The 14,513-nt window shown below is 47.3% G+C and carries 7 protein-coding genes; all 7 read left to right on the forward strand.

The features are described 5' to 3' along the window. Nucleotides 1–124 precede the first annotated feature (124 nt). The 7 genes from addB to KNO95_RS00380 all read left to right on the forward strand — a co-directional run bounded on the left by addB (nucleotide 125) and on the right by KNO95_RS00380 (nucleotide 14,446). Nucleotides 125–3,562, forward strand: a complete 3,438-nt coding sequence (addB, locus tag KNO95_RS00350) for a helicase-exonuclease AddAB subunit AddB (protein WP_026826650.1) — start codon at nucleotides 125–127, stop codon at nucleotides 3,560–3,562. Next, entirely contained in the window at nucleotides 3,540–7,157 is a 3,618-nt protein-coding gene (gene addA, locus KNO95_RS00355; protein ID WP_026826649.1) for a helicase-exonuclease AddAB subunit AddA, read from the forward strand. The genes addB and addA overlap by 23 nt, the downstream gene beginning before the upstream one ends. A 169-nt stretch (nucleotides 7,158–7,326) precedes the next feature. Then, on the forward strand, nucleotides 7,327–7,809 hold the full coding sequence (locus KNO95_RS00360; protein ID WP_026826648.1) for a MarR family winged helix-turn-helix transcriptional regulator: 483 nt from the start codon (nucleotides 7,327–7,329) through the stop codon (nucleotides 7,807–7,809). Continuing rightward, nucleotides 7,802–9,526 (forward strand): ABC transporter ATP-binding protein, encoded by a 1,725-nt coding sequence (locus KNO95_RS00365; RefSeq protein ID WP_026826647.1) that lies wholly within the window; start codon nucleotides 7,802–7,804, stop codon nucleotides 9,524–9,526. The genes KNO95_RS00360 and KNO95_RS00365 overlap by 8 nt, the downstream gene beginning before the upstream one ends. Beyond that, a complete protein-coding gene (locus KNO95_RS00370) occupies nucleotides 9,523–11,394 on the forward strand; it encodes an ABC transporter ATP-binding protein (protein WP_026826646.1) in 1,872 nt (623 codons plus the stop codon). The genes KNO95_RS00365 and KNO95_RS00370 overlap by 4 nt, the downstream gene beginning before the upstream one ends. A 134-nt stretch (nucleotides 11,395–11,528) precedes the next feature. Continuing rightward, nucleotides 11,529–11,891, forward strand: a complete 363-nt coding sequence (locus tag KNO95_RS00375; protein ID WP_026826645.1) for a response regulator — start codon at nucleotides 11,529–11,531, stop codon at nucleotides 11,889–11,891. Further along, nucleotides 11,888–14,446 carry a sensor histidine kinase gene (locus KNO95_RS00380; RefSeq protein ID WP_026826644.1) on the forward strand — a complete coding sequence of 853 codons (2,559 nt, stop codon included), beginning with the start codon at nucleotides 11,888–11,890 and terminating at the stop codon, nucleotides 14,444–14,446. The genes KNO95_RS00375 and KNO95_RS00380 overlap by 4 nt, the downstream gene beginning before the upstream one ends. Nucleotides 14,447–14,513 lie beyond the last annotated feature (67 nt).

Consider the following 14,513-nt stretch of genomic DNA (forward strand, 5'->3'; position numbering starts at 1 on the left):
TTCGGACAAAAATGGGAATGATGAAGGTTATGACTTTTTTGACTAAGGTTCAAGGGAGGTTTCCCTCTACAAATGAGGAGAGATGGTTCATAATGAAGAAAAAAGGGAAGGAGTGTTCGCTAAAATGACAGTAACCTTTCACGTTGGTCGATCGGGAACGGGAAAAAGTGAGCAGATGATCGATGAGGTCATTCAGGAACTGAAGCAAAACCCGAGCGGACCGACGATTTATATGATCGTGCCGGATCAAATGTCGTTTGAAATGGAAAAGAAGATGGCAATGGTAGACGATCTTCGTGGTTCGACTCGTATTCAAGTTCTTTCGATGCGTCGTCTCGCTTTCTTGATGATGCGGGATGCCGGCGTCGCGACAGATCAATTTTTAGATCAAACCGGAACTCATTTGTTGTTGCGGAGGGTCGTCGAGATGAGCGAGGAACGATTGACCTTGTTCCGGCGTACGATGAATCAGTTCGGCTTTTACGAAGAATTGAATCAATTGATTTCCATGTTGAAGCGTGGGCTTGTGGAACCGGAGCACTTGTTGCGGTTAAGTGAACAGGCGCAGCACCGTGCTTTGAAGTTACAGGACCTTTCCATCATTTACGAAGGATTTTTAAAGATGACGGAAGGCAAGGCACTCCATGCGGAAGATTATTTCAACGTCATGTTGCAGATCCTGCCGGAAACGGATTTGACGGGTGTACGTGTCTATGTGGACGGGTTCAATGAATTTTCGGAGCAGGAATTGGCAGTTCTTGTCGCACTTGCGGAAAAAGTGAATGTCGATGTGTTGCTTACACTTGATCCTGTTTCGATGTATCGTCTCGATCCATTGTTTGGCCCGACACAACGGACGCTCATGCGTTTCAAAGAACTGTTGACAGAACGACAGATCCCTTCTCGAGACGAGCTGTATGATACCGTCTATCGTTACACGCATCCGAGTCTCCGTTATCTGGAGGCCACATTCGATCAATTGACTGCAGAACCTTACACTGGTTCAGAGAATCGGATTGATCTACATGCCGCAGTCGACCGGACCGTCGAGGTGGAGGCGGCCGTTCGGGAAGTCATTCGACTCACTCGTGAAGAAGGATATCGTTACCGAGACATCGCTCTTGTCTCACGTTCTCTCGAGGAATACGGAGATTTGGCAGCACAAGCGTTACAAAAGATGGGGCTGCCGTACTTCCTTGATGAACGGCAACCGATGCTTGACCATCCTCTCGTCGAGCTGTTAAAGGCGGCAATCGACATTGCTTTACGCGGCTATCGGGAGGAACCCGTCTTTCGGGCGCTGAAGACGGAACTCGTCGTCCTTGACCCGACACATCGCCGTACGTCCGTCGATCGTCTCGAAGCGTTCGTGATTGAGCGAGGAATCAAGCACTATCACTGGCATGACGAATGGCAATTGCGTCGTCGTATGGGCGAAGAGGCACGACTCACGAGCGAAGAGCTAGACGTCGAGGCAGACTTGAACCGTTACCGAGCACGAGTCATCGATACATTTGATCCATTGCTTTCAGAATTAAAGCAAGCGAAGACAATGCAAGCTTATACGCACGCCATGTTTGCCTTTTTAGAACGTGTCGGCGTATCGGACTGTCTGACCCATTGGCGCGATGAGGCGATTGAAGAAGCACAATTAATCGAGGCACGTGAACATACTCAAGTTTGGGACGCGGTGTTACATTTACTTGAGCAGTTAGAAGCAGCAGCTCCAGAAGAAACGTTGTCTACAGACCTGTTTCTTCAAATGATGGATACAGGTCTGGATAGTCTCCGCTATGCTCTCATCCCACCTTCGCTTGACCAATTGACTGTGACGGACTATGTTCGTGGGCGATTGATTGATAAAAAAGTTGTGTTCCTACTCGGAGCGAATGAAGATCAAATCCCTCTCGTCACGACACAGTCCAAGCTGTTGACCGACCATGACTTAGATTTCATGCATGAGAATGGACTACGTGCCGGGAAGGCGACGGAGCACTTATTCGATGATGAAACGTATTACTTATATAAAGCGGTGACGGTACCAAGTGAACGTCTCTATATTAGCTATGCTCTAGTTGACAGAACGGGTAAGGCCGTTCAACCGGCCCGCTTCATAGCAGATTTGAAAACGCGTCTGCAACAAAACGTCATTAAGACACATTTCGCTGAAGCTGGAGAACATCGGCCACAGGACCAATTCGCTTTCTTGACGAACGTGAATCAGACGGCAGCCGTCACGGCACTGGAGCTTCAGCGTTTAAGTCGTCATTATCCGATTCAAGATATGTGGTTTGGCGTCTATAACGAGCTGTTGAAGCACCCGGATGGACGTGAACGCTTGCAACTTTTGACGAGCGCCTTGTTCTATCAAAATATACCAAAATCGCTAGACGACCACGTCGCACAATCATTGTACACGCCATCGATTCGAGCGAGTGTTTCGCGACTGGAGACATTCCAAGCTTGTCCGTTCAAACATTTCGCGAGTTATGGGTTACGTTTGAAAGAGCGACGATTGTATCGACTCGAAGCACCGGATATCGGAAACCTCTATCACCGGACGATCGAACATATGTCGCAGACGGTGAAAATGGATGGAAAACAGTGGCGGGATGTCTCACCAGATGAGTGTATGAACCTAGCCGAGCAGGCGGTGGAACTCGTGACACCTGAGATTCAGCACGCCATTTTAATGAGTTCGAACCGATACGCGTATTTGAAGAAAAAATTGACAGACGTCGTCAGTAAGACGGCAGAAGTGTTGATTGAACAGTCGAAACGAGATGGCTTTGACCCACAAGCGTTTGAACTTGCATTCGGGAGCGGTCAGTTCCCACCCGTATCATTTACATTGTCAAATGGGGCAACGTGTGAACTAGTCGGTCGCATCGATCGTGTCGATACAGCGATGATCCATGACCAGCTTTACGTTCGAATCGTCGACTATAAGTCGAGTAAACGTGAAGTTGATTTCGCTGAAATATACTACGGTCTGGCGATGCAGATGCTCATCTATTTGAAGGTATTGATTGAACAGGCAGAGGCATGGACGAAAGAGAATGTAGCACCTGCTGCCGCCCTCTATTTCCATGTTCATCGACCACTCGTACCGCCCGCGAGTTCCGAAGAAGAGACACGTCAAAAGGTATTAGAGTCATATCAGATGCAAGGATTGCTCGTAGACGATCCACAAATCTTAGAGGTGATGGACCACTCTGCGAAGGGGTCGTCGAAAAAATCAATCGTTATCCCAGTCAAATATAAAAAAGATGGCACACCTGATGCCAATACGCTGAAGAAGATTGTCACGACGCCTCAACTCGAACAGTTGATGGATCATGCATTTGACGTCGTCAAAGCGAGTGCAGAGGAGATGTATGACGGCAAAATTGATGTAGAACCGTATGAGTATAAAGAGCGACGGCCCTGTCAGACATGTCCGTACCAAAGTGTTTGTCACTTTGACGAGGCACTCTCGAATGAGCCTCGTAAATTGAAGAAGCTCGAGAAAGAAGAAGTATTCCAGGAGTTAGGAGGCGATGACCGTGAAATGGACGAATGATCAGTTCGCCGCGATCGAAGCGAGGGGAAGCCATGTGCTCGTTTCGGCTGCGGCAGGTTCTGGTAAGACCGCGGTCCTTGTCGAGCGGTTATCTAGCCGATTGCTTGACGAGACGGATGAGCTCACGGCAGACCGGATGCTCGTCGTTACGTTTACGAATGCAGCGGCTGCAGAGATGAAACGACGCATCGCAAAGGCGCTTGAAGAGGCGTTACGCGAAGACCCGACGAATGAATACGTCCGGAAGCAACGGCAGATGTTGAACCGGGCGCTCATCACGACCATCCACTCATTTTGTTTAGAAGTGATTCGCGAGAATTACTATCTATTAGACTTAGACCCGGCGTTCAAGATTGCGGAAGAACGTGACCTCGTCCTGTTGCAGGACGACGTATTAGAAGAGGTGCTTGAAGAGGAGTACGGGAAACAAGATACCGATTTCTTTTCTCTTGTCGATGCGTATACGTCAGATCGCGGTGATAGCGAAATCGAGGACTTGATTCTCGGAATGTACCACTATGCGCGTACGCTCCCAAATCCAGACGCCTATTTAGATAATCTCGTATCTATGTATACGTTCGGAGATGACCCTGACGAAGAGGCGATTTTAATCGAATTTGGTCAGATGTTGTGGCAAGATATCGAAAAGGCGGTACGGGAACTTCGGAAGCTTGAAGCGGAGCTTCGGGTCGCCGGTTATGAACCACAATCGGACAATGTTCGTCAGGCGATTTTTCCGTTTGAACAACTTGAAGGGGAGACAATTGTCTGGAGTGAACTCGAGACGGCGGCTCGTGCGATGAAGTTTGGAACGATGAAGGCTGTTCCAAAAAAAGAGGAGCACCAGATTTACCACGAGGTCCTCAAACCAGCGTACGACCAGGCGAAGAAAAAATTGACGACAGTGGTCGAGCAGGCGCGTGTCAGTGGGGCGGACTTATTAGAGAGCGTCTCGATGCAACAACCTCTCGTTGAAACACTCGTTCGAACCGTCCGTACATTCGGTCAAGCATATGAGCAAGCAAAGCGTGAACGGGCTTTCGTTGACTTCAGTGACTTGGAACATTATGCGCTCGCCATTTTACGACAAGACGGGGGACCGTCCGATGTTGCTGCGCTTTATAAAGAACGATTCGCTGAGGTACTCGTTGATGAATACCAAGATACGAACGAGATTCAAGAAACAATCATCAATCTGGTCGCAAATGAACGAGAGGAAGTCGGGAACTTATTCATGGTGGGCGACATCAAACAATCGATTTATCGATTCCGCCATGCAGAACCGGGTCTTTTCATCGATAAGGCGACGCGCTTTAGACAAGCGGGTACAGGGAAACGAATCGACCTTTCTCAAAACTTCCGTAGTCGCAGAGAAGTCCTCCACGGGATTAATGACTTGTTCGTTCAGCTCATGGATGAAGAGGTCGGCGAAATCGCATATGACGAGGCAGCACAACTTGTACCGGGACGTGAGTATGAACCGATTCCAGCGGACCCAGAATTCATTTTGGTCGACGGGGAGAGTCGTGAGTTATCGAAGCAAGAGGTAGAAGGTCGGGCGATCGCAACCCGAATCTTAGAACTCGTATCGGGAGAAGAACCGTTCAAGGTGACGGATGAAGAGACCGGACAACTTCGAAACTGTGAGTATCGAGACATCGTGATTCTCGTGCGTTCGAAAAAAGAACGAGTCGAGCAGTTGATGGATATTTTGACACAGTACAACATCCCGGCTTACACCGATTCGGATGGTGGATATTTTCAAGCGACTGAGATCCGTATGATCCTTGCCCTCTTGAAAGTGATTGACAACCCGCTACAAGATATCCCTCTCGCAGGTGCGCTTCGTTCACCGATGTTCCGTTTCGATGACGGTGAGTTGGCACGAATCCGACTCGAATCCGACGATTCATTCTATGAGGCACTCAAAGCAAAGGCAGATGACGATGATGAGCTTGGGGTGAAATGTGGAGAGATGCTCGACCGACTATCCCGTTGGCGCACCTATGCGCGAAACCATAGTCTGTCTGAATTGATTCAACAGTTATTCAATGATACCGGGTTTTATGACTTTTCAGGTGGATTGCCTGGAGGAAAAGGACGGCAAGAAAACTTGAAGGCGCTCTATGACCGCGCCCTCTCCTATGAACGTAGTGGCTATCGTGGCCTTTATCGCTTCTTACGCGTGATGGACCGTCTGCAGGATACCGGTGAGGACTTGTCAGAGGCACGGTCACTTGGGGACGAGGAGAACGTCGTTCGCATCATGACCGTCCATAAATCGAAAGGTCTCGAGTTCCCGGTGACGATCGTCGCTCAGCTCGGAAAACAATTCAATAAACGTGATCAGATGCAACGTGTCATTTTCCACAAGCATTACGGGATTTCACTGGATGCAATCGATGTGGTGACGCGTACAAAGTCGGAAACATTTGTGAAAGAGATGATTCGAAGAGATTTAGACGCGACGATGAAAGCAGAAGAGATGCGTGTTCTTTACGTCGCTTTGACGCGGGCGAAAGAAAAACTGATCCTAGTCGGAACGGTAGGGGAACCGGTCAAACATCTCCAACAGTGGCTCCAGGTCGAACAATCCGGGGAGCTGTTGGCTAGTGAGGCGAGACGAGAGGCGAAAACGTACTTGGACTGGATTGCTCCGGCGCTCTTGCGATTGCCAAGCGCTTCGACCTTCATCGAGTCCTTCGGCTTCACAGTTCCCGCTTCATTTCATGAGTCGACCTCGTGGATGTACCGCATGATTGGTGTACCGGATCTTGCGGAGATTGCGACACTGCAAGAAATGATGGCTCAACTGCATCATGTCCAAAGATTTGAAGCAATCGATTTCCCGATTCAAAACGAAGAAGTGACGATACGTACCGTCCATCAGGCTTTGAACTACGCATACCCTTCTCAAGATGCGGTGCGCACGGCAGCGAAACAAACAGTGACCGAATTGAAACGGGCGATGCAACTTGAACAAGCCGCCTTTGAAGACCCGGTCCGACCGGTCGATACGCCTTACCGAGAACCAAAATGGCGTCAAGTCAAACAGACCGGTGCCGAACGAGGGACGACGTTACACTTGATTTTCCAATTAGCGGACCCAAGCCAACCGATTGTCGATCAAATCAATCGGTGGGAGATGCAAGGGATGCTTAGTCCAGTCGAGGCCGAGACGGCACGCCTCGCACTCCCTGATGTTGAGGCATTTTTCCAAACGGAAGTCGGGCAATCGCTCGCCGGTGCAATCGAGCGGGGAACCGCATGGCGAGAGTTGCCATTCACCTACACGGTACCGGCCGAGCGAGTCAATCCGAATGGACAGTTCACGGATGAACATGTATTGATTCAAGGGATTATCGACTGTCTGTATTTTGATGGGACCTCTTACGTCCTTTTGGACTATAAATCAGATGCCGTTGTCCATTTATCTGAGTCTCGTGAAGAGGCACATAATCGATTGCGGGATCGCTATGCAATTCAATTGCAACTGTATCGAGAGGCTATTGAAACGATTTGGGATATTCGTGTCGAGCGGACCTTGATTTATTCGCTTGATTTACAGGAAATCGTGACCGTGTCGACCAAATAAATGAGAATACATGGCGAGCGATGTCAGCTAGATGGCATCGCTCTTTTCTTATGTGCAAATTCACATTCAATTTCGTTGACAATCCAGCACGAGAGGAGTAATTTATTTTATATAAGTAATTGTTCCGAATAGAACAATTCGAAACGGAACGATAAAGGAGTGAACGAGTATGACCGAGACGAATACAACGCGGGCACGGGAAATGATGCAATCCTTTTGGCGTGTACAGCGTGTTTTAATTCGTTTGATGCATCAAACGGCACAACAAAATGACCTCACCCTACCTCAACTTCATGGACTGATGATGTTAAATGAACAGGGAGCGATTTCGCAAAAGGAACTAGTTCAACGGACAAAGATGCCAAAGAGCACGTTGAGTCAATCGCTCGATGGTCTCGTGGAGAAAGGACTGATTCGTCGGGACATCAATCCCGACAATCGTCGGGAGGTCGTGTTGACGATTGATACATCGGGCAAACGTTTGATTGAGGATATTGAGCAACAAGAAGAAGGGACCGAGCAACAATTGAATCAAATCTTATCTCGTCTAAATGAAGGTACGTATCATCATATGATTGAAGCCCATCAACAGATTGCAGATGGGTTAAATGAAGGGTTCACAGACTGTGAAGGAGGATGCCGTCATGATTAAGTTGTTGAAACGTCTCATTAGTTATAAGTGGGCCGTTCTGATGGTCTTGTTGTTTGTGTTCGCGCAATCGTTGGCAGATTTATTTTTACCAACGTTAATGGCAGACATCATTGATAATGGGGTCGTGACGGGTGAAACAGGATATATTTGGCAAATGGGAGGTATCATGCTAGGTGTGACGGGACTTGGAGCCATCGCAGCCGTCGTGGCCAGTTTTTATTCATCGAAAGCAGCGATGGGATTTGGTCGTGACTTACGGAGACGCGTCTTTAATCATGTTGAGCGATTCTCTCTTGAAGAGTTCGATCGCGTCGGAACGGCCTCATTGATCACTCGGACGACGAACGATATCACACAAGTACAACAAGTGATCATCATGATGCTTCGGATGGTTGTAAGTGCGCCAATCATGTTTGTCGGTGGATTAATTATGGCTACTTCAAAAGATGCGAAATTGTCCCTTGTGATTGTGGCAGCTATGCCAGTGCTCGTCATCTCAATTTTCTTGATTTTTTGGAAGGCCATGCCGCTATTTAAGAAAGTGCAGAAGCGATTGGATCGCTTAAATCTCGTCCTCCGAGAAAATCTAACGGGTATTCGTGTCATTCGGGCATTCAATCGTGAAAAAGAAGAGCAAGTCCGCATGACAGAAGCGAATGAACAATTGACAGATGTGTCAATCAAAGTAAACCAGATCATGGCGTTCCTTATGCCTATTATGATGCTTGTGATGAACTTGACGGTCGTCGGTGTCATATGGTTCGGTGGCATCCGGATTGACAATGGGGCCATGCAAATCGGGGATTTAATGGCGTTCATTCAATACGTGATGCAAATCATGTTTGCACTCGTCATGGCGTCTGTCATGTTTATTATGATTCCGCGTGCATCGGTGTCTGCGAACCGGATCAACGAAGTGCTCGAGATGAAACCGTCACTAGTTGATGACGGAACGATGACTGCGGACGTTGAACAAGGCACGCTCGTCTTTGACCATGTCACGTTCTTTTATCCGGGCGCTGAAGAACCAGCGCTATCCGATGTGAGTTTTTCAGCAAATCCGGGAGAAGTCACAGCGGTGATTGGTGGGACAGGGTCTGGGAAGTCGACGCTCGTCAACTTGATTCCACGGTTTTATGACGTGACGTCAGGTCATATCCTTGTGAACGGTGTGGATGTTCAATCCGTTTCCCAAGAAGACCTTCGCTCGAAAATCGGGTTCGTCCCACAAAAAGCGCTTCTGTTCACTGGAACGATTGCAGAGAACATTCGATACGGAAAAGCCGATGCGACAGCTGAAGAAGTCATACATGCGGCCTCGATTGCACAGGCGAGTGACTTTATCGAGAAGATGCCAGACCGTTATGAGTCGATGATTGAGCAAGGTGGGTCGAACGTGTCGGGTGGACAAAAACAACGCCTCTCGATTGCGCGTGCGCTCGTTCGAAAACCGGATTTATACGTATTCGATGACAGCTTTTCGGCACTTGACTACAAAACGGACGCCGCATTGCGAAAAGCATTGAAAGATGAAACAAGAACCGCGACAGTATTGATTGTCGCGCAACGCGTTAGCACAATCATAGATGCTGATCGGATTATTGTGCTAGAAGAAGGTAAAGTAGCCGGGATTGGGACACATGAAGAATTGTTTGCGAATAATGCGGTATATCAAGAAATCGTGAAGTCGCAATTGTCTGAGGAGGAGATCGCATGAGTGAGAAACAAGGAAATACACGACAAACTCATGGCGGACACGGCGGTCCTGGAGGTCCCGGCGGTGGGAACATGATGATGATGGGTGAAAAGCCGAAGGCGTTCAAAGTCACGTTCCATCGCCTTCTTGCTTATTTGAAACCACGTCGAAATACACTGATAGCTGTATTCATCGCTGCGATATTGAGTACGATTTTCATGATCGCCGGTCCGAAAATTATGGGGATCGCCATCACGGAACTGTTTGAGGGTGCCTATGCAAAATTCACGGGAGTACCTGATGCAGAGATTGACTTTACACGAATCGGACAAATTTTGTCCTTACTCGCTGGTCTCTATGTCATCAGCAGTCTGTTCAACTACGTTCAACAATATTTGATGTCTGGTGTGGCCCAAAAAACAGTGTATGATCTTAGGGAGGACGTCAATAAAAAACTAGAAAGACTGCCACTCAAATATTATGATGGACGCTCGAATGGGGAGACACTTAGTCGTGTCACGAACGATATTGACTTGATTGGGAGCACGCTTCAACAAAGTGTGACGTCATTTATTACATCGATTGTCACCATCATTGGGATTTTAATTATGATGTTGTCGATCAGTCCGCTTTTGACGGTCATCTCCCTTGTGTCCTTACCGCTCACTATCTTTGCGATTCGACCTATTTTAAAACGATCGCAACAATATTTTTCGGATCAACAGCGAAATCTTGGACGATTGAACGGTCATGTAGAGGAAATGTACACTGGACACGCCGTCGTCAAGGCGTTCGGTCGAGAAGAGACGGCTGTTCGTGAATTCGAAGAAGTGAATGAGGAACTCTATGATGCCGGACGAAAAGCGCAATTCATCTCCGGAATCATCATGCCGATGACGATGTTCATCGGGAACATCAGCTATGTGTTGATTAGTGTCGTTGGCGGGATTCTCGTGACACAACGCACTATCTCGATTGGGGATATCCAGGCGTTTATCACATATACGAGACAGTTCACTCAACCGATTACTCAAACGGCGAACATCGCAAATATCGTCCAGTCGACGGTCGCTGCTGCGGAACGCGTATTTGAACTATTGGATGAAGAGGAAGAAGTGAAGGATGTGACGACTTACCGCTTAGAACGCGCGGAAGGAAATGTTACGTTCCGTCATGTCGACTTCGGATATGGGGAGGACCTGCTCATTCAAGATATGAACCTCGATGTGTTGACGGGACAAACAGTGGCCATCGTCGGGCCGACGGGCGCCGGAAAAACGACGCTCATCAATCTACTCATGCGCTTCTATGAATTGAATGGAGGCGAAATATTAATCGATGGGAAAGATTCACGACAAATGTCGCGGCACGATTTGCGACATACGTTTGGCATGGTATTGCAAGACACGTGGCTCTTCAACGGGACAATCCGTGACAATATCGCTTACGGTAAAACGGGTGCGACAGAGATGGAAGTTGTGAATGCAGCGAAGACGGCACATGCCGATTCATTCATTCGGACGTTGCCGGATGGATATGACACAGTCTTAAATGAGGAAGCGAATAACATCTCACAAGGACAAAAACAATTACTGACCATCGCGCGAGCGGTACTTTCGAACCCACCTATTATGATTTTGGACGAAGCAACATCAAGTGTAGACACGCGCACCGAGATTTTGATTCAACAGGCGATGAAACGGTTGATGGACGGCCGAACGAGTTTTGTCATCGCACATCGGTTGTCGACGATTAAAGACGCTGATTTAATTTTGGTCATGGACCAAGGTCGTGTCATTGAACAAGGAACGCATGAGTCATTACTAGAAGCAGGCGGATTTTATGAAAATCTTTACAACAGTCAGTTTGCTGAAAAAGAGGTCGTATAAACAGAATATAGGTTTTACGGTCAGGTGATTCGGTAAAAGACGTACGAAGATATGTTTCGTACGTCTTTTTATTTTGTGTAACAATTACAAATCCGTTAAAATAGATAAATGGGATAAAAAATGGAGGAACGATTATGGTTAAAATCTTGCTTGCAGAAGACGAAGAAGTACTACGAATGCTCGTAATGGATACATTAGAAGATGAAGGGTATGAAATCGACGAGGCGCAGGATGGACTAGAAGCCTATCGATTGATTGAAAAAAATGAATATGATTTGGTCATTGTGGACCATATGATGCCCGGTATGACTGGGCTTGAAGTTATTGAAAAAGTAAGAAAGTTACCGGGGCGACAGCATACGAAAGTGATGATGTTGACAGCGAAAAGCCAACAATCTGACCGTGATTGCGCGAATGAGATTGGCGTCGACTACTTCATTTCAAAACCGTTCAGCCCACTTGAACTTGTCAAAATCATAGGAGGCATCGTGAATTGAAAAGGTGGTTTAAACAAAAACTCGGACGTGACATCATGGTCGTCCTCTATTCGTTCCTCGTTATCGCGTTGGTAGGTTCGGTGTTGACATATGTCTATATCGAGAACCGACTAGAGGCGAATGAGGCCAAACTGCGTCAGGTCGACGAGCGCGTCGACCGTCTGACGGTACTTTGGGACGAGTGGCAAGCCGATCAGTATGATACGCGTGGCTATCTCTTATTTGGTGATACTGAAACGCTCGAACGCGCGAGCGCGAACGAGGCGAAGTTCCAACAAGAAATCAATTGGTTCAAGACACAAGTGCAGAGTCGTCAGGGTCAACTGTTCGCAGAGGACCTTCAACAGTTCCATAACTTTTATTATGACGTCGTCATCCCAGTGACTTACGAATACGCACAAGCACAACAAGATGGTGAAATCACTGAAACGTTTATTGATGCAAAAACCATTGCCGAACTCCCGACGGCACAGCGTTTGATTGAGCAAGGACTCGTTCAATTTAATCCTGACCGAGGCATCGACATCTTAGGACCAATCGATGAAGTCGAATCGTCTCTTGAGAACTATCGAGACCTGATGGCATCTGAAAAAGAGACCGTCTATGCAGAATGGCATCAAAATAATAACATTCTTCAATTCTTGTGGATGATGAGCATCGCCTCATTTGCCGCATTGATTTTATTGTTTGTCCAACCGTTCCTCCGTCGTCAAACACGCTTAATTTCACGACTCTCAAACGCCTCAAACCGCTTGTTGAAGGGTGAAATTGTTGATTTAAGCGACCAAATGAAACGGGAAGATGAGATTGGTACGATGTCTCGTTCGTTCCATAAGATGGCCGAGACACTTCGTGACAATGAACGTCATTTGATTGAAAAGAACCACGAGTTACAAGCGCAACAGGAAGAGTTGATTGCGCAACAAGAAGAACTGCAGGCACAACAACAGGAGTTAGAAGAAATTTTAGAACAGACACAACAAAATGAACAACATCTTGCATATCGAAATGAGTTGACGGAGACGCTTGCGTCACGTGACTCGCTCACTGCTTATCCTGAGATTATCGAAAAACTTGTGACAATCACCGATTCAGAGGTTGGTGCGCTCGTCTTCGTTGATGAAGCTGAAAACTTTAAAGTGACGAGCCATGGCTTGAATGAGACGTTGACTCGCCAGTTGCTCGACAGCGAGAACTCGGTGCTGACACGTGCGATGAGCTTGAAGACGACGGTTCATTCGTCGAAACAAGTTGCAAGTGATCACCCACTGCCGTATCCGTATTACATGTTTGAGACTGCGGTACCCGTCAATGACCCTACTGACGATTCGATTATCGCGTTCATTTATCTTGTCCGCTATAAAGATCGGTTCACCCAAACACAGATGGGCGACATCATGTCATTCGCCCGTCAACTCTCGCTTTCGCTCTTACGGATGCGTCTATTTGAAGAGATGAAGCGCGAAAAAGGGAAGACGGAACGTATCCTTGACTCGATTCGGGAAGCGGTCGTCTATATCGAACATGCGACCGATGATGTATTCGTCAACCGACCACTTTATGAGATGTTCCCTGAATTAAGTGAGGTCAGTTCGCTCGACCTTGAGGAAGAATCATGGGAAGAATGGCGCCATCGTCTTGTCGAGACCGTCGACCAGGCAGAAGACTTTATGAAATATACAAACCGATTGTTTACTGAAGACTTCCCGCATGACAGTGTAAGCTTCTCGATTCGCAAAGGCGAAATGAACTTGCAAATGTATGCGGAAAGAATCATCGTCGGAGGGCTTTCGAAAGGGACCCTTCTCGTATTCCGGGATATTACGAGCGAGACAGAGGCCGAGCGATTGAAGAGTGAGTTTATCTCAACCATTTCTCATGAATTACGGACACCGCTCTCATCCATCTATGGATTCACGGAATTGATGGTGAAGAAGCAACTGCCAAATGAAAAGCAAGCAAAATACTTGGAAACCATCCATGCCGAGACGGAACGCCTGACGCATCTTGTCAACGACTTCCTCGATGTTCAACGTATGGAATCCGGTAGTCAAATGTATGACCGGGAGCAACTCGATATTGAGCCGGTCGTTCGAGACATGCTGACATTTTATGAAGCCTCTTCTCTGAAACATAAATTTGAGTTGATTGCTGATGATTTGCAGCCATATGAATTGTTTGTCGATTGTCAAAAATTTAAACAATTGATGAGTAACCTGTTGTCGAACGCCGTGAAGTATTCTCCGCGTGGAGGAAAGATCACAGTGGAGCTTGAGCATCATGAACAAATCGTGTCTATCAAAGTGATGGATGAAGGAATCGGAATTCCGAGCGACGCGCTCGACCGATTATTTGATAAGTTTTATCGTGTCGATAATTCCGACAGTCGGGAAATCGGCGGTACTGGACTTGGGTTACCAATTTGCCAGGAAATCGTTCGAGGCCATAACGGTCAAATCCATGTGGAATCGATTCAACATAAAGGCTCGACGTTCATCGTCGAAATTCCAAGTTATGAGTTTGCCGTCCAAGAGGCGGAGACGACACCAGTATAATGAAATGAGTCATCCTTTCGGAGGGGTGACTCATATTTTTGATTAAAGCGTTCGCTTGACCATTCAT

The sequence above is a fragment of the Exiguobacterium sp. ERU653 genome (assembly GCF_018617775.1).
GTDB lineage: Bacteria > Bacillota > Bacilli > Exiguobacteriales > Exiguobacteriaceae > Exiguobacterium > Exiguobacterium marinum.